Genomic DNA, 21,761 nt, shown 5'->3' with positions numbered 1-21,761 from the left:
CCTAGCGTCGGCGGCATGGGTGTCGCACTGGTGACCGGCAGTTCCCGGGGTCTCGGCCGGGTGATCGCGCGCCGGCTGGCCCGCGACGGGTTCGCCGTCGCGGTCAACGGCCGGCACGACAACGCCGACCTCAAGACCGCCGCGGAGGCCATCCTCGCCGAAGGCGGCCGCGCGGCGGCGTTCGCCGCGGACGTGACCGACCGCCGCCAGGCCGGCGACCTGGTCGACGCCGTCACGACGTTGCTGGGCCCGATCGCGGTGCTGGTGCTCAACGCGACCGGCCCGCAGCCGGAGGCACCGGTGTCGTCGGTCGGCTGGCCGGATCACCTGGCCCAGCTGGACTTCTTCGTGCGGTCGCCGGTGCTGCTGGGCCACGCGGTGCTGCCGGGGATGCGCGCCCGCCGCCACGGCCGCATCGTGCACATCGACTCGGAGGTGGCGGACCGCCCGCCCCCCGGCCGCTCGGCGTACGCGACGGCGAAGAGCGCCCAGATCGGCCTGGCCCGGGCGTGGGCGCGCGAACTGGCGCCGGACGGCATCACGGTCAACACGGTGGCGCCCGGGTTCATCCCGGTGGAGCGGCACGCGGAGGTGCCGGAAGCCGAGCGCGAGGAGTACCGGGCGTCGGTCCCGGCGGGGCGGCTGGGCACCCCCGAGGAGGTGGCCGCGGCGGTGAGCTTCTTCGCCTCGGAGGAGGCGGGCTTCGTCACCGGCCAGCGCCTCCTGGTCGACGGCGGCCGCGCGCTCGGTTAGCTGTGATGTCCAGGGAGGTTGGTCAGCCGGGTGACTGGCGGCTTGCCGCCGGTTGAGCTGTGGGGTCGATGATGATTGTAGAAGTGCAGCCGCCCCGGTAGCGCGGCCCGCCGGAGCGTTTCCGATGGGTAGAAGCGGGCATAAGCCCAGCCCTCGGCCAGGGTGCGGTGGAACCGTTCGATTTCCCCGTTGGTTTGTGGCCGGTAAGGCCGGGTCCGTTTCGGGGCGATCCCCAGCTCGGCGCAAGCCTCGCGCCATGCAGGAGACCGGTAGGCCGGGCCGTTGTCCGACAGCACACGCTCGACGGTCACGCCGCGGGCGGCGAACCAGGCCACCGCCCGGCGCAGGACCGCGGTGGCGGCGGCGGTTTCATCGGTGTGGATCTCGGCGTGGGCGACGCGGGAGTGGTCATCGAGCACCGTGTGCACGAACCCGGTCCCGATCTTGGGTTTCGGTAGGCGTTGCGGGGCTTACCCGGGGTCGCGGCGCGGTCACGGTCGCCTTGGGCTCGGCCGACGAACCGGTGCCCACCGCCGTCGGGGATGTTGCCGAACTTGGTGACATCGACGTGGATCAGCGAACCGGGATGGTCGTGTTCGTAGCGGCGCAGCGGTTCACCGGTGACCCGGTCGATCCGGGACAGGCGGTGGAGCCGGCAGCGCGTGCACCGTGGATGCGGGCAGGCCGAGCCGGCCGCCGATCTGGACCGGGCCCAGCCGCTGGCGCCACCGCACGATCGCCCGGACCAGAGGCTTGGGGGGTGCGGGGTGGGCTGTGGTGCGGGCGGCAGCTGCGGTCGGTCATCCCCGCCACGCCTTCGAGCCGGTGGCGGCGAGCCCATTTCGCGGCGGTCTTCGCGGCGACCATGAACATCTTCGCCGCTGCGGTGCAGGTCCAGCCTTCTTCAACGATCAGACGCGCGAGTCGCAGGCGGGTGCGTGGGGTCAGGGTGGCGTTAGGGCGGGACACGAAGACCTCCGGTGGGTGAAGCGGTCCCTCGACAGCTCCACTTCACAACCGGAGGCCCTTCACCTGTCAGCGGGACAGGCCGTCACCAGGTCACCTCAACTCGGGACAACGTCCCCGGACATCACAGTTAGCAGGGGCGCTCGACTTTGCCGAGAGTCAGCCCGTCACGGGGCCAGCGCGAGGATCCCCTCCGCGTCGTGGGCGAGGAAGCCGCCGAACGGAAGCACTTCTCCCAGCTCAGGGTGCCGCCGGGCGACCTCCGGCTGCAGCACCATCAGTTCCGGTGTGATCGTCACCGGCGTCGGGCCGCCGGTCACGATGTCGTCGAGGTCGATCTCCAGCGACGGCCCCCAGCGGTCGACGACCAGCCCGATCGCGGACGGCCCGGTCGCCCGGAACTCGGCCAGCAAGGGGCGGATCACCGTGTCCTGTCCCTTCCGGTAGACCGGGCCGCCGAAGCCGTCGAGGCTGTAGCACTCGACGACCACGTCGCCGTGCCGCGTCAGCGTGCAGATGACGTCGGCGTCCTCGTCGTCGGCCATCCAGTACTGGAAGGTGAACGGCTTCTCCCCCAGCCCGGCCATGGCGGCGAGCAGGCTGTCGGCGTCCATTTCGATCTGCTCGCCGCAGGTCTCCCACTCCCCGCTGAGCGCGGTGATCCGCCCGGTGCGGACATGGCCCAGCACCATCCCGGCCGCCGCGAGCGAGTCCACCCGGTGGCGCGCCTGCCCGGGTGACCAGTCCCGCCGGTACAGCTGCACGAATCCGTCGCTCATCCTGGCTCCCCCTCGGTTCCCGACACGTCCTTTGTGGACGACGACTCCCCCGTGGCGCCGTTGCGCCGCGTGCGGTGCAGCACGGCGAGCACGCCCAGGACCAGCGCGAGCGCCACCGCCAGCGCGGCCCACATCGCGACGTGCAGCTGCAGCAGCCCGCCCGCGAAGGCCCCCACGAGCATCGCCCCCACGGCGGCGACCTTCCGCAGCGGGTGCGAACCCGGCCCACCGGCCGCCTTCGAATCCGCCGCGAAACCGGTCAGCGTCATCGTCAGCACCGTCGTCGTCAGATCGGGCGCGCCGATGCGGCGGACGGCCGCGTTCTGCAGGCCCATCGCCAGCCCGAGCACGACGATCAGCAGTTCGCTGCCCAGCCTCGTGGCACTGCCCAGGGTCGCCGACAGCACGACGGCCACCGCGATCAGCGCCGCCTGCGCCGCGGTCGCCTGCCGCAGGGCGTCGTAGTCGTCTTCGCGCCGGGCGAGGCGCCCGCCGGCGAGCGCGCCGGCCAGGAACGCGAGCACGGCGGTCAGCGACGCGAGCACCGACAACGTCGTCTCCCCCGCCGCCGCGAACCCCAGGAACACGACGTTCCCGGTCATGTTGGCGACGAAGACCCGCCCCAGCCCGAGGAAGCTGACGGCGTCGACCACGCCGGTGACGACGGTCAGCGCCAGCAGCAGGACGGCCAGGTCCCGTGGTTTCGGTTCAGCCATGACTGCATTCAACACCGACCGCCCGTCGATTCCAAATGAGTATTTCGTATATCGCTTAAGAAAGCGCGAAGCAGCTTCGCCCGCGAAGCGGCTTCGCAGCACTTCGCGGGCTGCTTCCGTTGTCACACAGGCGGAACAGCGACCTCCTTGCGGTGAATCCGCGCGCGGCGAGCGGCGTTTTGTCGGAGGTTCCCTCTACCGTCCGTGGCATGACCGAAAAGAGCACGGTGCGCACGCGGGAAATGGCCTGCGAACTCAAGAGCCAGCGCGAGCTGAAACGGCTGACCCTGCGCGAGCTGGCCCGCCGCGCGGACTGGTCGGCGTCGAAGGTGTCCGCCTGGGAGAACGGCCGGAGCATCTCGCCGATCGACGCGGCGATCTACCTGGCCCACTGCGGCACCAGGGCCGCGGAACGCGCGCGGCTCCTCGAACTGACCAAACCGCCCGGCGACCTCTACTGGGTGCGGCCGTACTTCGACAAGCTCGTGGACCCGATGAAGTCCCTCATCATCCAGGAGAACCTCGCGCGATCGATCATCTACTACAGCCCGGCCGCCATCCCCGGGATGCTGCAGACGGAGGAGTACGTCCACACCTGTTTCGAACTCACCGGGCGCTACACCTCCGACCGGCTCGGCATGCTGACGCGGGCCCGGGTGGACCGGCAGCAGCTGCTGCAACGCCACGCCCCGCCGGTCTGCACCTTCTTCGTGCACGAGCGCGCTTTGCGCTCGGTCGTGGGGAATCCGGCGCTCATGCACGAGCAGCTGCAGAACCTCGTGCTCACCACGAACCTGCCGCACTGCGTCATCCGGGTGGTGCCGGAGTCGGATCCCACGTTCCGCGTGCTGAGCACGACCTTCACGGTCATGGAGTTCCCCGAACACGCACCGGTGGTCTACGAAGAGACCTTCACCGCGGGATTGTTCGTGGACGACCGCATCGCCGTGGAGGCCTTCTACCTTCTCGTCACACGGCTGGAACAAGTGGCCCTCTCCGGGGGACAATCACGGGAGTGGCTCGTCCGGTTCTCGGACGAGTACGAACGCCGGAGGGAGTGATCGAGGGTGGCCCGCGAGCGGACTTGGTTCAAGAGCAGCCACAGCGAAGGCCAGGAACACCAGACCTGTGTGGAGGTGGCCTTGACTTCGCAGGTCACGGCGGTCCGCGACTCGAAGGCGCCCGCCGCCGGGCACCTGACGGTCCCCCACCCCGCGTGGAGCGCCTTGCTCAGCTCACTGCGCTACTGAGCCGATCGTTACCACTCCGGCCACAGTCACGGCCGAATGGCTTCGTGGCAACGGGTTGCCCCCGTCCGGGGGCAGGGTTCCGGCAAAGTCGTTGTGTTGCTTAGGCGGGTATTCCGAGCAGGGTGAGGGCCTGGGTGGCGTTGCGGGCGGTGTGGCGCAGCGCTTTGGCGATGTTGGTGTGCCCGGCTTGGCGGTGTGCGCTGGTGGCGAGGTTGCGGAGGCTGGCCATGACGCGGGGTGCGGTGCTGGTGCGGGCTCGGGATTGGTCTTCGTTGTAGGTGACGTCGCGGACCCAGTGGAGTTTGTTTTCGATGTGCCAGTGACCGCGGACGTAGCCTCCGATCTGGGCGGGGTGGCCGGTGAGGCTGGTGAGGCCGAATGCGGCGTGGGCGGAGCGTTTCCGGCTGGTGTGGTGGGTGGTGTAGCGCTCGATGAGGAACGCGTGCGGGGCATGCGGGAAGCCGATGGTGGGATAGCCGAAGAATTCGCCCAGGGGTGCGAGCTGGATGGTGCGGCGTTCGCTGTGGCGGTGCCCGCTGGTGATGTGGGTGGGTATCTCGTGCCAGGGCAGGGTGTCGAGCAGGCCGTGGAGACGGTGCTGGTTCTCTTTGACGGTGAAGACGTAGTCCGCGCCGTGTTGATGCAGGTAGTGGGCGTGGTCGGCGGTGGTGTGCAGGGCGTCGGCGGTGACTACCCGCCCGGTCAGGTCAATGGTGTCCGGCAGCGGCGGGAGCCAGGTGATTTCGCTGCTGCCGGCCGGGACCTGGCGCTGGCCGGGCACTGTTGCCGTGTCGTGGGTGATCGCGGCGAGCGGGTGCACTCCGGTGCCGCCGGTGCGGGCGAAGGTGCCGCGCAGGGATTTGCCGTGCACTGCGATCGCCGGCGGCGTCGTCTCGGCCGGGTCGGTGTCGTTGGTGTCGTGGTCGGTGAGCCAGGCGCTGATCACGTCGTCGAGGATGTCGCCGTCGACCTGGGCGGCTACGCACCCTGCCGTCCGGGGGTGACCTACTTTTGGCCGGATTGGTAACAAGGTTTCCCGTCGTGCCAGACGGCCCGGATCCGCCCGGGCAGGTCGGCCACGTCGAGATCCGTGCCGTCCAGCAGCACCAGGTCGGCGCGCAACCCCGGCTCGACCCGGCCGCGGTCGTCGTCGAGCCGGAGCAGGCGAGCCGCCTCGGAGGTGGCCGCCTTCAGGGCGGCCGCCTCGCCGAGCACCGCGGCCAGCAGCCGCAGCTCGGTCGTCAAGTCGACATGGGGACGCGGGGCGAGGTCGGAACCGGCGGCGACGCGGACACCGGCTTCCACCGCGAGCCGAAGCGAGCGGCGGTGCGTCTCGGCGAACTCGCTGTCGCTGATCGGCGAGAGCGTCGGCACGTACCAGGCGTTCTCGAGCGCGGCCACGGCGTCGTCGTCGAGGAAGGTGCCGTGCTCGATGCTGCGCGCCCCGGCGCGAGCGGCCGAGACGACCGCGGCGGACGTGTGCGCGTGGGCCAGGACGTCCCGGCCGGCGCGGCGGGCCTCGTCGACCAGTGCGGCGAGCTCGTCGTCGGTCGGGCGGACGTCGACACCGTCTCGCACCGCCCGCATGGCCCCGCTCGCGCCGACCTTGATCCAGTCGGCGCCGGCGCGCACCATCCGGCGAACCGCTGCGCGGGCGGCGTCCGGCCCGTCGAACAGCGGGTCGGGCAGCGACGGGTCACCGTAGTGGTCGACGGCGCCCGCGGGCGGCTCCCAGCTGTCGCCGAGCCCGCCGGTCGGCGACAGCTGCCGCAGGCTGACCAGCAGGTCCGGCCCGGCGATCCACCCTTCGCGCAGAGCGTGCTTGAACCCGGCATCGGCGCCCCAGGCGTCCCGGACGGTGGTGATCCCGCGCGCCAGCAGCCCGCGCAGCACGGGCACGGCTTCGAGGATCCGCGCACTGCGCGGCACCGGCTCGGGCCGCGGAAAAGCCACGTGCACGTGGCAGTCGATGAGGCCGGGGATCAGCAGCCCGCCCGAGCAGTCGAGGCGCGAGCCGTCCAGGCCCAGCCCCACCTCGGCGATCCGGTCGCCGTCCAGCCGCACGTCCGCACGGGTGCTCTCCCCGGTTTCGGGATCGAAGACGAGCGCCCCGGCGAGCACCGTCACCGCAGGTCCTTGCGATAGACGAGGAAGTCGCACGGCGTGGCCGGCGACGGCGCGAGGTGCGGGTAGTCCTCGGCGAGGTGCGTCACGCGGTAGCCGAGCCGGCTGTCCCAGTCGGCCAGGAACTGCTTCGACGGATGCGTCCAGTCCCGCGGCACGAGCAGTTCGAGCTGCATCTCCCGGCACCCGGCCTCCCGGCTCGCCCGCTCGGCGAACCGCACGAGCTCCCGCCCGAGGCCGAGCCCCCGCCGCGCCGGGTCGGCGGCGAGCATGCCGAACTCCCCGGTCGCCACGAATCCGGTGACCTCGTCGACGGACGTCCGATCGGTGCTCTCCATGCCCCACCTTGGCACGCGCGGACCGGAAGACGCTCGCGAACCGGCCTGAGGCGCGGTTCGCGAGCGTCGAGGAGAAAGCCCTACTTGTCCCGGCGGAAGAGCTTGTTGCCCAGCCACACGATCGGGTCGTACTTGCGGTCCGCGACGCGCTCCTTCATCGGGATCAGCGCGTTGTCCGTGATGTGGATCCCCTCCGGGCACACCTCGGAACAGCACTTCGTGATGTTGCAGTACCCGAGGCCGTGCTCGTCCTGGGCCGCGTCCCGGCGGTCCGCGACGTCCAGCGGGTGCATCTCCAGCTCGGCGATGCGCATCAGGTACCGCGGCCCGGCGAAGGCTTCCTTGTTCTCCTCGTGGTCACGCACCACGTGGCAGGTGTTCTGGCACAGGAAGCACTCGATGCACTTGCGGAACTCCTGCGAGCGCTCGACGTCCACCTGCTGCATCCGGTACTCGCCCGGCTTCAGGTCCGCCGGCGGGGTGAACGACGGGATCTCGCGCGCCTTCGTGTAGTTGAACGACACGTCGGTGACGAGGTCGCGGATCACCGGGAACGTCCGCATCGGCGTCACCGTGATCACCTCGTCCTCGGTGAACGTCGACATCCGCGTCATGCACAGCAGGCGCGGGCGGCCGTTGATCTCCGCCGAGCACGAGCCGCACTTGCCCGCCTTGCAGTTCCACCGCACGGCGAGGTCCGACGCCTGGGTGGCCTGCAGCCGGTGGATGATGTCGAGGACGACTTCGCCCTCGTTCACCTCCACGGTGAAGTCCTGCAGCTCGCCGCCGGTGTCGTCGCCGCGCCAGACGCGGAAACTCGCCTTGTAGGTCATGCCTTGCTCCCAGGGTGCGCCTCGAGCTCGCCATCGGTGTAGTACTTCCCGAGTTCGTCGAACTCGAACAGCTCCAGCAGGTCCTGCCGCAGCGGCACCTGCTCCTTCACCTCGACGCCGATGTCCGGCACCACCGGGTTCTCGCCCGGGGAAGCCGAGCACACGAGGAGCTTGTTGCGCCAGTCCGCTTCCATGCCCGGGAAGTCGTCCCGGGTGTGCCCGCCACGGCTTTCGGTCCGCGTCAGCGCCGCCTTCGCGACGCACTCGCTGACCATCAGCATGTTGCGCAGGTCGATCGCGAGGTGCCAGCCGGGGTTGAACTGCCGGTGCCCTTCGACGGTGACTCGCAGGATCCGCTGGCGCAGCTCGGCCAGCTTCGTCAGCGCCTGCTCGATCTCGCCCGCCTTGCGGATGATGCCGACCAGGTCGTTCATCGACTGCTGCAGCTCGGTGTGCAGGGTGTACGGGTTCTCCGCCGAGGCACCCGCGGGCGGGTCGAACGGCGCGAGCGCCATCTTCGCCGCGGCGTCCACATCGGACTCGTCGACGGCGGGCCTGCCGTCGAGGCCGTGCACGTACTCCGCCGCGCCGAGCCCGGCGCGGCGGCCGAACACCAGCAGGTCGGACAGCGAGTTGCCACCGAGCCGGTTGGAGCCGTGCATGCCGCCCGAGCACTCGCCGGCCGCGAACAGGCCGGGCACGCTCGCCGCGGCCGTGTCCGGGTCGACCTCGATGCCACCCATGACGTAGTGGCAGGTCGGGCCGACCTCCATCGGCTCCGCGGTGATGTCGACGTCCGCCAGCTCCTTGAACTGGTGGTACATCGACGGCAGCCGCTTGCGGATCTCCTCGGCCGGCAGCCGGCTGGCGATGTCGAGGAAGACGCCGCCGTGCGGAGAGCCGCGGCCCTCCTTGACCTCGGAGTTGATCGCGCGGGCCACCTCGTCGCGGGGCAGCAGGTCCGGCGTGCGCCGGTTGTTGTCCGCGTCGGCGTACCAGCGGTCGGCTTCTTCTTCGCTTTCGGCGTACTGGCCCTTGAACACCTCGGGCACGTACTCGAACATGAACCGCTTGCCGTCGGAGTTCTTGAGCACGCCGCCGTCACCGCGGACGCCCTCGGTGACGAGGATGCCCTTGACGCTCGGCGGCCAGACCATCCCGGTCGGGTGGAACTGGACGAACTCCATGTTGATCAGCTTCGCGCCGGCGCGCAGGGCCAGCGCGTGGCCGTCACCGGTGTACTCCCACGAGTTCGACGTCACCTTGAACGACTTGCCGATGCCGCCGGTGGCGAGCACGACCGCGGGCGCCTCGAAGAGGATGAACCGCCCGCTCTCGCGCCAGTAGCCGAACGCGCCGGCGATTTTCCCGTCGGTGGTGAGCAGCTCGGTGACCGTGCACTCGGCGAAGACCTTGATCTTCGCTTCGTAGTCCCCGGTCTCGGCGAAGTCCTCCTGCTGCAGCGAGACGATCTTCTGCTGCATCGTGCGGATGAGCTCGAGCCCGGTGCGGTCACCGACGTGCGCCAGCCGCGGGTACGTGTGCCCGCCGAAGTTGCGCTGGCTGATCCGGCCGTCGGCGGTGCGGTCGAACAGCGCGCCGTAGGTCTCCAGCTCCCAGACGCGGTCCGGTGCCTCCTTGGCGTGCAGCTCGGCCATCCGCCAGTTGTTGAGGAACTTCCCGCCGCGCATGGTGTCGCGGAAGTGCACCTGCCAGTTGTCGTTCGAGTTCGCGTTGCCCATCGAGGCGGCGCACCCGCCCTCGGCCATCACCGTGTGCGCCTTGCCGAACAGGGACTTGCACACGACCGCGACGCGGAAGCCGCGTTCGCGGGCTTCGATCACGGCGCGCAGACCGGCGCCACCGGCACCGATCACCACCACGTCGTAGCTGTGCCGTTCGACCTCGGTCATAAAAGAATTCCACCTCGGAGCTGGGGGACGTCACCGTCGGGAGGACACTGTCGGGAGTGGGAAAAAGCTAGTTCACGAACCTCAGGTCCGAAATCGCGCCGCTGGCCACGAGCATGACGTAGAAGTCGGTCAGCACCAGCGTGCCGAGCGTCGTCCAGGCCAGCGTCATGTGGCGGGTGTTGAGCTTCGTGACCTGCGTCCAGATCCAGTAGCGCACCGGGTGCTTGGAGAAGTGCTTCAGCCGGCCGCCCGTCACGTGCCGGCAGGAGTGGCAGGAAAGCGTGTAGGCCCAGAGCAGGATCACGTTGGCCAGCAGGACGATGTTGCCCAGCCCGAAGCCGAACCCGCCGGTCTTCCCGTGGAACGCCGTGATCGCGTCGTAGGTGTTGACCAGCGAAACGATCAGCGCGACGTAGAAGAAGTAGCGGTGGACGTTCTGGATGATCAGCGGCAGCCGCGTCTCGCCGGTGTACTTGGCGTGCGGTTCCGCGACGGCGCAGGCGGGCGGGGAGAACCACACCGACCGGTAGTACGCCTTGCGGTAGTAGTAGCAGGTCAGGCGGAACCCGAGCAGGAACGGCAGCACCACGAAGCCGAGCGGGATGAACCCCGGCAGGTCGCCGAACCAGTGGCCGAAGTGGCTCGAGCCCTCGACGCAGGAGGTGGACAGGCAGGGCGAGTAGAACGGCGTCAGGTAGTGGTAGTCGGGCACCCAGTACGCGGTGCGCACGAACGACCGGACCGTCGCGTAGATGATGAACGCCGACAGTCCGAGCACGGTCAGCAGCGGCTGGAGCCACCACCGGTCCGTGCGGAGGGTGCGCTCGGCGATCCGGGCTCGCTTCGGGGCCCGGACGCCGGTGCCGACGCCGTTGTCAGCGGGAGCGCTCACCGCTGGTCGCGCTTGTAGCCGCCGACGCCTTCGTCATCGGCGCCGTGCCAGAGCGCCGGATCGTAGGGGGTGTCGGGGACGGGGACGCGCTCCGCGGCCTTCGCCTGGGCGGGCACCGCGAGGGGCACGCCGTCGAGGTCCGCGGTGTCGATGTCGAGGCGCTCGACGTCGTTGGCGAGCCGGCGCACGGCCGACGCGTCGCCGTAGCGAGAGCGCAGTGCGCCGACGCACTGCCGGAGCTGGCCGATGGTTCGCCGCAGCTCGGCGATCTCGGAGGTGGACATCATGCCTCCCGTGTGGTGGGGCTGGCAGGGAACCGGCGAAGGCTTTGCCACGCGTCGTGCAGTGTGACAACTAGCACACTAACGGTTCCAGAGGTGATCGGGGTCACGCGGGTCGATCTTCTGAATCGATTTTGATTCGGCGTTTTCCCGAGGTAGTGTGGCCAGGGTCACGACCCTGAGGCGTCAGCGCTGCCGTCCCGCGGACCACCCCACACCAGTGATCCGGAGCCGGACATGAGCCCGACCCCATCGTTGCACCCCGTCATCGCCGAAGTCACCGCCCGTATCGCCGCGCGCAGCGCCGCCACGCGCACGGCCTACCTCGACCGCACGGCCGCCTCGTACGCCGAAGGCCCGGTCCGCCGCGGCCTCGCCTGCAGCAACCTCGCCCACGGTTTCGCCGCGATGGACGGCGTCGACAAGGCAGCGCTGCGGGCCGCGCGCGCCCCCGGTGTCGCGATCGTGTCGTCCTACAACGACATGCTGTCGGCGCACCAGCCGATGCAGGAATACCCGGCGTGGCTGAAGAAGTCCGTGCGCTCCGCCGGCGGCGTCGCCCAGTTCGCCGGGGGCGTCCCGGCCATGTGCGACGGCATCACGCAGGGCCGCGCGGGCATGGAGCTGTCGCTGTTCAGCCGCGAAGTCATCGCGATGTCGACGGCGATCGCGCTGTCGCACGACATGTTCGACGCCGCGCTGCTGCTCGGGGTGTGCGACAAGATCGTGCCCGGCCTGCTGATCGGTGCGCTGTCGTTCGGCCACCTCCCGGCGCTGCTGGTGCCCGCGGGGCCGATGAACTCCGGGCTGCCGAACAAGGAGAAGGCGCGCGTCCGGCAGCTGTACGCCGAGGGCCTGGCGACCCGCGAAGACCTCCTCGACGCCGAAGCGGCGTCGTACCACTCAGCCGGCACCTGCACCTTCTACGGCACCGCCAACTCCAACCAGATGGTCGTCGAGGTGATGGGCCTGCACCTGCCCGGCGCCAGCTTCGTCCAGCCGGGTTCTTCTTTGCGCCGCGCGCTGACCGAGGAGGCCGGCCGGCGGATCGTCGCCATTTCGCGCGGCGAGGAGTACACGCCGGTCTCGCGGATCCTCGACGAGAAGGCGTTCGTCAACGGCGTCATCGCGCTGCTGGCCACGGGCGGGTCGACCAACCACACGATGCACCTGGTCGCGATCGCCGCGGCCGCGGGCATCCAGCTGACCTGGGACGACTTCTCCGACCTCTCGGCCGTCGTGCCGCTGCTGGCGCGGGTCTACCCGAACGGCAGCGCCGACATCAACCACTTCCACGCCGCCGGCGGCATCCAGTTCCTCGTCGGCACGCTGCTCGACGCCGGGCTGCTGCACGAAGACGTCCACACGGTGGCCGGGTTCGGGCTGCACCGCTACCGCGCCGAGCCGATCCTGTCCGACGGCGAGCTGGTCTGGCGGGACGTGCCCACGCGCAGCCTCGACGAAGAGGTGCTGCGCCCGGCGTGGCGGCCCTTCGCCGCGGACGGCGGGCTGCGGATGGTCGAGGGCAACCTCGGCCGCGCGGTGGTCAAGGTGTCCGCCGTGGCGCCCGAGCACCGGGTGGTGCAGGCACCGGCGCGGGTGTTCACCACGCAGGAAGGCTTCACAGCCGCGTTCGAGGCCGGCGAGCTGAACCGCGATGTCGTCGTGGTGATCCGGCAGCAGGGCCCGCGGGCCAACGGCATGCCGGAGCTGCACGGCTTGACCCCGGCGCTGGGTGTGCTGATGGATCGCGGGCACGCGGTGGCGCTGCTCACCGACGGCCGGATGTCGGGTGCGTCGGGCAAGATCCCGGCCGCGATCCAGGTGACGCCGGAGGCGGCCGCGGGCGGCCTGATCGCCCGCGTCGCGGACGGCGACGTCATCCGGCTCGACGCTTCCGCGGGCTCGCTCGACGTGCTGGTCGGTGACGAAGAACTCGCCCGGCGTGAGCTTGTGGACTCGCCGCCGTCCGAAGCATCCTGGACCGGCACCGGCCGAGAGCTGTTCGCCGCGCTGCGCCGTGCCGTCGGCCCCGCCGACCAGGGCGCATCCGTGTTCGGTGGCTTGACTCCGGAGCACTTCGGAACGCCCGCTTTCGCAACCCAGGAGGTCGGTCAGTGACCACCGGTCAGGACCTGCTCGAGCTGTCCCCCGTGATGCCCGTCGTGGTGATCGACGACGCCGACGACGCGGTGCCCACGGCCCGGGCCCTGCTCGCCGGCGGGATCGGGGTCATCGAGCTGACCCTGCGCACCCCGGCGGCGTTGTCGGCGATCGAGCGCGTCGCCGCCGAGGTGCCGGACATCGTCATCGGCGCGGGCACCGTCGTCTCGCCGGACCAGGCGAAGCAGGCGGCCGACGCGGGCGCGCAGTTCCTCGTGACGCCGGGCTGCACGGACGCCGTCGTCGACGCGTGCTTCGAGTCCGGGCTGCCGTTCCTGCCCGGCGCGAGCACGGTGTCCGAGGCGATGCGGCTGGCCGAACGCGGGCTGTCGGCGCTGAAGTTCTTCCCGGCGGAGGCGTCCGGCGGCGTCGCGTACCTGAAGTCGATCGCGGGTCCGCTGCCGTCGCTCAAGTTCTGCCCGACCGGCGGGATCACCGTGGCCTCGGCGCCGTCGTACCTGGCGCTGCCGAACGTCGGGTGCATCGGCGGCTCGTGGCTGACGGCCTCGCTCGACGTCGCGACGATCGAGAAGCTGGCCGCGGAGGCCGCCGCGCTGTAGCGGAGATCACTCCGCGTCGTTCCCGCACTCGAACGGCGGAATACGCGTCCGCATTCCGGGAGCACCGTTCCCACGCGCTGGAACGGTGCTCCGAGCGGGTGTGGCGCCGGTCATGGAAACCAACACCGTCCCGCTGAATGGCCCATCCGCCGCTCTGGTGGGTTATTTACCCGCCTGTTATCGTTCCTCTTCGCTATTCCAGCGAGGAGAATCCGTGTCCCTGACCAGCGTGGTCGCGCCCAGTCCTGCCCCCGAGACCGTTGCCGCACTCGTCGGCGAACGCCTTTCGGTGTCCGCACTTCACCAGCTCGGCGGCACTCTCGGCGGCTATTCCTTCGTCAAGGTCGTGGTCGACCGCGAGCAGGCGAAGATCCACTTTCTGAATCACGCGCGGCATTCCTTTCATGCGATCTATATCGGCGAAGAGATCCTCGGCGTCGGAGAAGAACGCGTGCGCGCCGAGATCGACTCGTACAACGAGGCCTTCTACCATGCGCCGGACCGCCGGTTCCTCCTCGGCATTCTCGCGCTGCACCCGCAGATGCTTTCGCTGGAGACGGTCGAGGTCGACACCATGCCGGCCGGGCTGATCCGCGAGTTCCACGCCTTCGTCGCGCAGTACACCGACCCGTCGCTGCCGCTGCTGTTCAAGCCGGCCAACCAGCTGCAGGAGCGGGTCGTCCGGGAGATCCCGGCGAGCGAGCTGCCCCGGGTCTTCGCGCACGAGCTGTTCTCCACGGCGCCGTTCGTGCCGCTGAACCCGGGCACGGCCACCGGGCGGCTGCGCGCGTTCCGCACCGAGGCCGAGTACCGGGCCGCCACGCTGGACTGGACCGACATCATCGTGATGGACCGCGTGCCCGACGACATCCCGCGGCTGGCGGGGATCGTCAACACCCGGCACACAACGCCGTTGTCGCACACCAACGTCCTCGCCACCGGCTGGCAGATCCCGAACGCCGTCCAGCTCGGCGCCCTGGCCGAGGTCGAACGCCGCGGGCTCGACGGGAAGTGGGTCGAGTACACAGTGGACACGCAGGCGCTGTCCCTGCGGGAGGTCGACGAGCCGGCCGACGCCGCCCCGCCGGCCTGGTACGCCCAGCGCGTCACCCTGGAGCAGCCGGAGGCCGAGCACAGCCCGATCGCGAACCTCGCCCGGCTCCGCGCGTCCGACCGGCACCGCTACGGCACCAAAGCGGCCAACCTCGGCGAGCTGCACCACGTGCTGGCCCACGGGTCGCAGCGGCTGCTCGGCTTCTACCAGGTGCCGCGGCCGCCGCGGGACAACCTGCTGCCGTACCTGGCCCGGCTGCTGGATGTTCCCGCTGACGCCGACCTTTCGGCCGCGGCCCGGCGGCTGCTCGACGAGCACGTCCGCGTGCCGCGCGGCATCGCCCTGCCGTTCTCGCTGCAACGGCGGTTCCTGGAGTCGTCGCCGCGGATCCAGCAGGCCATCGGGAAGCTGAAGATGGCCCTGGAACTGGACGCGCGCGAGATCGAGCCGCTGTGCGTCGAGCTGCAGGGCCTGATCCGGTCGGCGCGCCTGCCGGGGGCGCTCGCCGGCGAAATCGACTCCGCGCTGGTGTCGCAGCTGGCCGGCGTGCGCGCGTTCGTCGTGCGCAGTTCGTCGAACGCCGAGGACCTCGCCGGGTTCTCGGCCGCCGGGATCTACGAGTCGCACAACCACGTCACCACGGCCGAGCGGATCTTCGCCAGTGTCAAGGAGGTCTGGGCGTCGCTGGTTTCCGTGCGCAGCGTCCGGCTGCGGCAGCAGGCCGGGATCTCCCTCGACGAGTGCTACATGGGCGTCGTGATCCAGGAGCAGGTCGGGGCGGACTTCGGCGGGGTGCTGGTGACGACGAACCCGATGAACCGCGCGGACTTCCGCACGGTCTACGTCAACGTGTCGCCTCGCGTGACGGACGTCGTCGACGGTTCGGCGCTGCCGATGCAGTACCTGTATTCGACGGTCGAGGGCGGCGGCCGCACGCTGTCCCTGGGCGACGCGCCCGCGGACCTCGACGAAGCCGCACACGCCCGGCTGCAGCGGCTCGCCGTCGCCGGCCGCCTGCTGCAGGGCCACTTCTCACCCGATTACACCTTCGACTCACCGGTGGACGTCGAGTGGCTCGCCGACGGCGAGCACCTCCACCTCGTGCAGCTGCGCCCCTATTCGGTCTGACCTTCCCGGGAGACACACGATCATGCTGGGCCTTCGCCTGCCCGCGCAACCCGCCGTTCAGCGCGCCGTCCGGCTGACCTACGGGTTCCAGTTCTTCTTCGGCCTGCTGCTGTGGGTGCCGATCTTCTACTCGTACCAGAAGCTCGCCGGGCTCTCCGACGGCGAGATCTTCGGCATCCAGAGCATTTACTACATCGTGTTCTGCCTGCTCGAGATCCCGACGGGGATGATCGCCGACCGCTTCGACTACCGCACCTCGCTGGCGGCGGGCGCCGGCGTGCTGGTGGCGGCGAACCTGGTGCCGGTGTTCCTGGGCTCGTACCCGGGGTTCCTGGTGCACTTCGTGCTGATCGCCCTGGCCCGTTCGCTGGTGTCCGGCGCGCAGAGTGCGTACCTGTACGAGTACCTGCACGCTTCCGGCGCCGGGGAGCACTACCTCCGCGTGGAGGGTGTCGGCCGCGCGTACAGCCTGGTCGGCAAGATCGTGTTCTGGCCGGTGATCGGGCTGCTGATGTCCTGGAGCCTCCCCTCTCCGTACTGGCTGACGGCGATCAACGCGGGCATCGCACTCGTCTTCGCGTGCAAGCTCCCGCCGATCCCCGGTGGCCGCCGCGTGACCGGCAAGACGGCCTCGCTGCTCGCGGGAGTCGGCGGCGCGCTGTCGGCGCTGCGTTCGTGCCGGTGGCTGGTGCTGCTGATGGTGCAGGGCGTCGCGATGTTCACGCTGGTGCGGATCTGCCAGGTGAACCTGTTCCAGCCGATCCTGGAGTCGAAGGCGCTCTCGGTGAACTGGTTCGGCGCGGTCCTGGCCGCCATGACGGTCTTCGAGGCGCTGGGCGCGGCCCGCCCCCACCGGCTCCGCCGGGCGATCGGCCCGGTGGGTTCGGTGTTCACGCTGACGATCGTGATGGCGTTGTGCCTCGGGGTGATCGTGTTCGTCGGCACTTTCCCGGCGGTGGTGTTGTTGTGCGTGTTCGCGGTGGCGACGGGGATCGCGTTCCCGGTCCAGAAGCAGCTGCTGAACGACTCCATCCCGGATTCCCGGTACCGCGCGACCCTCCTGTCCATGGAGTCCATTGTGGACCGGGCGGTGTGCGCGCTGGTCGCGGTGGCACTGGGCGCGTACCTGGCGGCCGGGCAGCTGAACGAGTTCCTGGTGCTGACGGCCGTGGTGACGTGCGTCGCGATGGGGTTGCTCGCGGTGCTGCTGCTGGCGGTCCGCAAGCACCGCTCGGACCGCCGCCGCCCGGTCCGGCGGGAGACGGTGTCGGCGTGACGTCCGGACCCGTTACCGCCGGCGCGGCTCCCGGTGGAAGTACACCGTCATGTGCAGGTCGTCTTCGCCCCCGGTGACTTCGCTGCCGAAGACGACGTCCTGCACCTGGACGTCGCCGAGTTCGTCGAGGGTGTCGGCGACCCGGCGCAGCAGAGCTGCCACGTCCCCCTGGCCCGGGCCTGCCGGGTTGCTCCGCGAGAAGTGCTCGACGGGCCAGCTGTCCGCCATCAGTCGATGACGGCGTCGTCGAGCAGGGTGGACTCCGCGCCGTACTCGCGGAGTTCCTCCCTGATCACGGTGTAGGCCAGGCCTTGCGGGTAGCCCTTGCGCGCGAGGAAGCCGAGCAGCCGCCGCAGGGCGGTCTGTTCGTCGACGTTGCCGAGCGAGCCGAGGCGCTTGCGGACCAGTTCCCTGGCCATCTGTTCCTCGGACTCGCGGTCGACCTCGCCGGCCGCTTGCGCGGCGACCTCGCCGTCGACGCCCTTGCGCCGCAGCTCGGCCACCAGCGCGGTGCGGGACAGGCCCTGGGTGGTGTGGCGGGACTTCACCCACAGCTCGGCGAACTCCGCGTCGTTGACCAGCCCCGCCCGGTCGAGCTTGCCGAGCAGGGTTTCGCTGGTCTCCTCGTCGAACCCCTTGCGGCGCAACGCCTGCCGGAGCTCCTCCTGGGTGCGCGCACGCACGGCCAGAAGATCGAAGCAGATCTCCTTGGCCTTCTTGTACCGCTCCTCCGGAGGCAGCTCGGCCGGCGGCACCTTGGGCGCCCTAGCCACCTGGATCACTCCTCGTTCTCACGACAACCACACCCCGAGCCTGGGTCCGCATAGCCCCAGCCCGCACGCCACCCCAAGCCGCACCCCGCCAAGACCGCACGTCACCACCCAAGGCAACCACCGCGGGCCTCAAAACCGCACGTCACCACCCAAGGCAACCACGGCGGGGGTCCAGGGGGCTCGCCCCCTGGCGGGGGTCCGGGGGTTCGACCCCCGGAAGACACGGCGGAGGGATAAGGGCGAGCGCACTCCGCGAGCACACCTCACCCAATCCCGCAGCACCCAATCCCGCAGCCTCTCCGGCTTTAGAAGTCGACCGGCGCCGGGACGGCCTCGACTGCCGCGTCGAGCTGCGGGCCGATGCCGAGCTTCTCCTTGATCCGCTTCTCGATCTCGTTGGCGATGTCCGGGTTGTCGCGCATGAACTTCCGCGCGTTCTCCTTGCCCTGGCCGAGCTGGTCGCCCTCGTAGGTGTACCAGGCACCGGACTTGCGCAGGATGCCCTGTTCGACCCCCATGTCGATGAGCGAACCCTCGCGGGAGATGCCGTGGCCGTACAGGATGTCGAACTCGGCCTGCTTGAAGGGCGGGGCCATCTTGTTCTTGACGACCTTGACGCGGGTGCGGTTGCCGACCGCCTCGCCGCCGTCCTTCATCGTCTCGATGCGGCGCACGTCCAGGCGGACCGACGCGTAGAACTTCAGCGCCTTGCCGCCGGTGGTGGTCTCCGGGGAGCCGAACATGACGCCGATCTTCTCGCGCAGCTGGTTGATGAAGATCGCGGTGGTGCCGGAGTTGTTCATCGCACCGGTCATCTTGCGCAGTGCCTGGCTCATCAGCCGGGCCTGGAGGCCGACGTGCGAGTCACCCATCTCGCCCTCGATCTCGGCGCGGGGCACGAGCGCGGCCACGGAGTCGATGACCAGGATGTCGAGCGCGCCGGAGCGGATCAGCATGTCCGCGATCTCCAGGGCCTGCTCACCGGTGTCCGGCTGGGAGACGAGCAGCGCGTCGGTGTCGACGCCGAGCTTCTGGGCGTAGTCCGGGTCCAGCGCGTGCTCCGCGTCGATGAACGCCGCGATGCCGCCGTTGCGCTGCGCGTTCGCCACCGCGTGCAGGGCGACCGTGGTCTTACCGGAGGATTCCGGCCCGTAGACCTCGATGACCCGGCCCCGGGGCAGGCCGCCGATGCCGAGTGCGACGTCGAGGGCGATCGAGCCGGTGGGGATCACGGCGATGGGCGGCCGGGTGTCCTCGCCCAGGCGCATGACCGAGCCCTTGCCGTACTGCTTGTCGATCTGCGCGAGCGCGAGCTCGAGCGCCTTGTCCTTGTCGGGTGCTGCAGGCATGGAAAGTCCACCTCGCTGGTCTGAGCCCCGTCGAGGGCTCTCTGTGTCGGTTCTTCAGCTGTCCGGTCCGACGCTAGCGGCGGGGACCGACAATTCCAGGCGCGGCGCCCAATCTGTGGATCGCTGGACCCGATGTGGACAACACCATAGACGAACACCTGTTCGAGGTCGGCAGCGACACACCCTTGCGGTAGGGTTTTCGCCCGCCCGGGTCAGGTCCGGGCGCATCCGCGCAGGTCAGCGCCTTTCGGCGGGGACGTCGAAGGCGTTGCAGACCTCGCGCCAGATCTCCTTGGCCGGGATTCCGGCGGTCAGCGCCTGGTCGACGGTGCGGCCGCCGAGCCCGCTCAGGACGTGGTCGCTGGCCAGCACCTGGGCCCGCCCGGGGCCGAACTCGTCGGCCATCAGCCGCCGGAAAACCGTGATCCGCATCGGACCCACTCTAACCGGCGGCGCGAACGGCCCGTTCGCGCCGGCTACCGGCCCGGCTGGACGCTCGCCTCGAAGTAGTCGGCCAGCGTGCCGGGCGTGGTCGCGGCCGCCTGGTCACTCGTGTTCAGCTGGTAGATGAACCCGGCCAGCGGCCGGTCCGAGACCGTGAACACGAGCACCGCCGACGTCTTCCCCGCGGCCGACGCGTAGTGCCCCTTGAGCCCGTTGCCGCCCCAGTCGGCCTCGGTGCGGTCGCCGCCCGCCGAGGCGAGCAGGCCGTCGGTGTACCGCTTGAGCGCGTCGGCGCTGTCGCCGTGGACGTAGGTCACCTGCGTGCCCGCCCGGCCCGGCGCGGAGCAGGTCGAGGCGGCCCCCAGGCTCTGCGCCGGCGCCGCCGGGCCGTTGCCCATGCCCCGCTTGCAGTCCCCGGTGTCGGCGATCTTCCCGGCGAGCTGGCGCAGGCACCCCGTGAAGCCCTTGTCGTCCGTCTGCCCCGGCGTCTTGCACTGGTCCGCGGTGTAGGTCGTCACCGAGGACGACGACGTGAGGAACACCGTCAGGCCCACCGCGAGCGCCACGACGACCGCGGCCGCGATCCCGATCAGCAGCTTCTTCTTCCCGCCGGGCTTCGGCTCGGCCTTGTCGGGCGCGGGCGAGTACGCCGGGAAGTTCGACGGCACCGGCTGCGGGCCGCTCGGCGGGAAGTTCGACGGCGCGTAACCCGGGTACTGCGGCGGCGGAGGCGGCGGCGCGTACTGCGGGCGGCGCGGCGGCGCACCCGCGGCCACCGCCCCTTCGACGTTCTGGGTGCGCACGGACAACCCGTCGCGGGCCACGTGCTGCGCGCCGAGCGCGACGGCGGTCTCCGGCTGGTCGAGGCTGCCGGGCACGACACCGAGCTTCTCCGCGATCATCGCGCCGACCAGCGGCAGCCGGCTCGACCCGCCGACGAGGTAGATGCCGGCCAGCCGGTCCGGGGTCAGCCCGGACGACCGCAGCGTCCGCGACAGCAGTTCGACGCTGCGCAGCATCGCCGGGCGGACCAGGCCTTCCAGCTCACCGCGCGTGACGAGGACGTCCTTGAACGGCTCGGGCATCGGCACCTCGGTCTGCGGGTGCCGCGACAGCGCCTCCTTGGCCGCTTTGACGTCCTCCTGCAGCGCGCGCCGGGTGCGCCGGTCGGCGGTGGACTCCGGGCGCAGCAGGCGCTGCCAGTGCTGCGGGTCGGAGTGCGAGACCTCGCGTCCGACGTGCACCATCAGCGCCTGGTCGACGTCGAGGCCGCCGAGGTCGGGCAGGCCGTCCTCGGCGAGCACGGTGAACCCGTTCTGCGTGGCGCCGACGACCGCGACGTCGAAGGTGCCCGCGCCGAGGTCGTAGACGGCGAGGGCCTGGCCGGGCGCGAGCGACTTGCCGGGGAACGACGCGAAGTGCGCCGCGGCGGCGACCGGCTCGGGCACCAGCAGGATGTTCGGGCCCATCCCGGCGAGCCGGGCGGCGGACATCAGCACGTTGCGGCGCGGCTGCCCCCACTGCGCGGGGTGGGTCAGCCGGACCTCGTCGGGCTGCTCGCCGCCGAGCTGGCGGGAGGTCTCCTCGAGCACGCGGCGCAGGATGGCGGCCAGCGCGTCGGTGACCGGGACGACGTCGGTGCCGAGCAGCAGGGTCTGCTCGTCGATGCGGCGCTTGGGGTTCGGCTCGAAGCGGGTCGGGTCGAGCCGGGCGCGGCGCTCGGCGTCGCGGCCGACCATGATCGTGCCCTCTTCGGTGGCGAAGACCGCCGAGGGCATGTTGGCCGAGCCGTCCACCTCGACGACCCGGGGCGGCCGCCCGTGCGCCGAAAGCACGGCGACGGTGTTGGACGTCCCGAGGTCCACGGACAGGATCCGCACAGCACTCCCCTTCGCGAAAACACGCCCCGACGGCGCCCGCGTGATGCTGCCATGCGCGCGGTCACCGTGCGTGCGGACCCGGGAAAGTCACTGCTCCTTGACGCGGGCGCCGATCAAGGTGCACGATAGTTGCACAGTTCGGTCAACTCGATTGCGCAGATCGCGCAGCAAGGGAGGGTCCGGTGCCGGTGAACGTGGGTACCCGGCACGCCTCACCACCACACGCCATGCAGGCGGTTCGGAAGCGCCCTGCCCGGAACACCTGAACCACATCCCGGCCACCGGAAGG

General features: G+C 70.5%; 21 protein-coding genes and 1 pseudogene. 7 read left to right on the top strand and 15 right to left on the bottom strand.

Features of this window, described 5'->3' with window-relative positions:
• The first annotated feature begins 15 nt into the window (after positions 1 to 15).
• Complete coding sequence (locus AB0F52_RS44580; protein WP_360184368.1) at positions 16 to 753, top strand: SDR family oxidoreductase; 738 nt, start codon at positions 16 to 18, stop codon at positions 751 to 753.
• Here AB0F52_RS44580 and AB0F52_RS44575 read toward each other — a convergent pair.
• From AB0F52_RS44575 to AB0F52_RS44565, 3 genes and pseudogenes are all read right to left on the bottom strand, one after another.
• Positions 750 to 1,722 (bottom strand): annotated as a pseudogene (locus AB0F52_RS44575) (IS481 family transposase). The gene AB0F52_RS44580 and the pseudogene AB0F52_RS44575 sit on opposite strands and share 4 nt — an antisense overlap.
• 164 nt (positions 1,723 to 1,886) lie before the next feature.
• Positions 1,887 to 2,498 carry a hypothetical protein gene (locus AB0F52_RS44570; RefSeq protein WP_360184365.1) on the bottom strand — a complete coding sequence of 204 codons (612 nt, stop codon included), beginning with the start codon at positions 2,496 to 2,498 and terminating at the stop codon, positions 1,887 to 1,889.
• Complete coding sequence (locus AB0F52_RS44565) at positions 2,495 to 3,214, bottom strand: YoaK family protein (protein WP_360184363.1); 720 nt, start codon at positions 3,212 to 3,214, stop codon at positions 2,495 to 2,497. The genes AB0F52_RS44570 and AB0F52_RS44565 overlap by 4 nt, the downstream gene beginning before the upstream one ends.
• A gap of 209 nt (positions 3,215 to 3,423) precedes the next feature.
• Between AB0F52_RS44565 and AB0F52_RS44560 the strand changes: the two genes are divergently transcribed.
• A complete protein-coding gene (locus AB0F52_RS44560) occupies positions 3,424 to 4,275 on the top strand; it encodes a helix-turn-helix transcriptional regulator (RefSeq protein WP_360184360.1) in 852 nt (283 codons plus the stop codon).
• 6 nt (positions 4,276 to 4,281) lie between these two features.
• Positions 4,282 to 4,464 carry a DUF397 domain-containing protein gene (locus tag AB0F52_RS44555; RefSeq protein WP_360184358.1) on the top strand — a complete coding sequence of 61 codons (183 nt, stop codon included), beginning with the start codon at positions 4,282 to 4,284 and terminating at the stop codon, positions 4,462 to 4,464.
• Between the two features lie 100 nt (positions 4,465 to 4,564).
• On the opposite strand, the gene AB0F52_RS44550 is transcribed toward AB0F52_RS44555, so the two are convergent.
• The 7 genes from AB0F52_RS44550 to AB0F52_RS44520 all read right to left on the bottom strand — a co-directional run bounded on the left by AB0F52_RS44550 (position 4,565) and on the right by AB0F52_RS44520 (position 10,848).
• A complete protein-coding gene (locus AB0F52_RS44550; RefSeq protein ID WP_360184355.1) occupies positions 4,565 to 5,494 on the bottom strand; it encodes an ISAs1 family transposase in 930 nt (309 codons plus the stop codon).
• Entirely contained in the window at positions 5,470 to 6,591 is a 1,122-nt protein-coding gene (locus AB0F52_RS44545; protein ID WP_360184352.1) for an amidohydrolase family protein, read from the bottom strand. Before AB0F52_RS44545 ends, AB0F52_RS44550 begins: the two co-directional genes overlap by 25 nt.
• Complete coding sequence (locus tag AB0F52_RS44540; RefSeq protein ID WP_360184350.1) at positions 6,588 to 6,926, bottom strand: GNAT family N-acetyltransferase; 339 nt, start codon at positions 6,924 to 6,926, stop codon at positions 6,588 to 6,590. The genes AB0F52_RS44545 and AB0F52_RS44540 overlap by 4 nt, the downstream gene beginning before the upstream one ends.
• Positions 6,927 to 7,006: 80 nt before the next feature.
• Positions 7,007 to 7,759, bottom strand: coding sequence for a succinate dehydrogenase/fumarate reductase iron-sulfur subunit (locus AB0F52_RS44535; protein WP_360184347.1), 753 nt, complete (start codon positions 7,757 to 7,759; stop codon positions 7,007 to 7,009).
• Positions 7,756 to 9,672, bottom strand: coding sequence for a fumarate reductase/succinate dehydrogenase flavoprotein subunit (locus tag AB0F52_RS44530; RefSeq protein WP_360184344.1), 1,917 nt, complete (start codon positions 9,670 to 9,672; stop codon positions 7,756 to 7,758). The genes AB0F52_RS44535 and AB0F52_RS44530 overlap by 4 nt, the downstream gene beginning before the upstream one ends.
• 67 nt (positions 9,673 to 9,739) lie before the next feature.
• On the bottom strand, positions 9,740 to 10,564 hold the full coding sequence (locus tag AB0F52_RS44525) for a hypothetical protein (protein ID WP_360184341.1): 825 nt from the start codon (positions 10,562 to 10,564) through the stop codon (positions 9,740 to 9,742).
• The gene (locus tag AB0F52_RS44520; protein ID WP_003054488.1) at positions 10,561 to 10,848 is read right to left on the bottom strand and encodes a hypothetical protein; all 288 of its coding nucleotides are present in this window, start codon (positions 10,846 to 10,848) and stop codon (positions 10,561 to 10,563) included. Before AB0F52_RS44520 ends, AB0F52_RS44525 begins: the two co-directional genes overlap by 4 nt.
• A gap of 234 nt (positions 10,849 to 11,082) precedes the next feature.
• Here AB0F52_RS44520 and edd point away from each other — a divergent pair, with 234 nt between their 5' ends.
• The 4 genes from edd (at position 11,083) to AB0F52_RS44500 (ending at position 17,026) form a co-directional block, all read left to right on the top strand.
• Positions 11,083 to 12,966, top strand: a complete 1,884-nt coding sequence (edd, locus tag AB0F52_RS44515; RefSeq protein WP_360184338.1) for a phosphogluconate dehydratase — start codon at positions 11,083 to 11,085, stop codon at positions 12,964 to 12,966.
• Entirely contained in the window at positions 12,963 to 13,568 is a 606-nt protein-coding gene (gene eda, locus AB0F52_RS44510; RefSeq protein WP_360184336.1) for a bifunctional 4-hydroxy-2-oxoglutarate aldolase/2-dehydro-3-deoxy-phosphogluconate aldolase, read from the top strand. The genes edd and eda overlap by 4 nt, the downstream gene beginning before the upstream one ends.
• A gap of 214 nt (positions 13,569 to 13,782) precedes the next feature.
• A complete protein-coding gene (locus tag AB0F52_RS44505) occupies positions 13,783 to 15,750 on the top strand; it encodes a PEP/pyruvate-binding domain-containing protein (protein WP_360184333.1) in 1,968 nt (655 codons plus the stop codon).
• Positions 15,751 to 15,772: 22 nt separating this feature from the next.
• Entirely contained in the window at positions 15,773 to 17,026 is a 1,254-nt protein-coding gene (locus AB0F52_RS44500; RefSeq protein ID WP_360184331.1) for an MFS transporter, read from the top strand.
• A 12-nt stretch (positions 17,027 to 17,038) separates the two neighbouring features.
• On the opposite strand, the gene AB0F52_RS44495 is transcribed toward AB0F52_RS44500, so the two are convergent.
• The 5 genes from AB0F52_RS44495 to AB0F52_RS44475 all read right to left on the bottom strand — a co-directional run bounded on the left by AB0F52_RS44495 (position 17,039) and on the right by AB0F52_RS44475 (position 21,472).
• Positions 17,039 to 17,254 (bottom strand): hypothetical protein, encoded by a 216-nt coding sequence (locus tag AB0F52_RS44495; protein ID WP_360184328.1) that lies wholly within the window; start codon positions 17,252 to 17,254, stop codon positions 17,039 to 17,041.
• Positions 17,254 to 17,781, bottom strand: coding sequence for a regulatory protein RecX (locus tag AB0F52_RS44490; protein ID WP_103339576.1), 528 nt, complete (start codon positions 17,779 to 17,781; stop codon positions 17,254 to 17,256). Before AB0F52_RS44490 ends, AB0F52_RS44495 begins: the two co-directional genes overlap by 1 nt.
• A gap of 323 nt (positions 17,782 to 18,104) precedes the next feature.
• Positions 18,105 to 19,148 carry a recombinase RecA gene (gene recA, locus AB0F52_RS44485; protein WP_360184325.1) on the bottom strand — a complete coding sequence of 348 codons (1,044 nt, stop codon included), beginning with the start codon at positions 19,146 to 19,148 and terminating at the stop codon, positions 18,105 to 18,107.
• Between the two features lie 237 nt (positions 19,149 to 19,385).
• On the bottom strand, positions 19,386 to 19,580 hold the full coding sequence (locus tag AB0F52_RS44480; protein ID WP_103339609.1) for a DUF3046 domain-containing protein: 195 nt from the start codon (positions 19,578 to 19,580) through the stop codon (positions 19,386 to 19,388).
• A gap of 44 nt (positions 19,581 to 19,624) precedes the next feature.
• Positions 19,625 to 21,472 carry an Hsp70 family protein gene (locus tag AB0F52_RS44475; RefSeq protein ID WP_360184321.1) on the bottom strand — a complete coding sequence of 616 codons (1,848 nt, stop codon included), beginning with the start codon at positions 21,470 to 21,472 and terminating at the stop codon, positions 19,625 to 19,627.
• Positions 21,473 to 21,761: the final 289 nt, after the last annotated feature.

Source organism: Amycolatopsis sp. NPDC024027, from assembly GCF_040638975.1.
In the GTDB taxonomy this organism is placed as follows: domain Bacteria; phylum Actinomycetota; class Actinomycetes; order Mycobacteriales; family Pseudonocardiaceae; genus Amycolatopsis.
The sequence above is the reverse complement of the archived record's forward strand: the minus strand, read 5'-3'. Positions and strand labels throughout refer to the sequence as shown.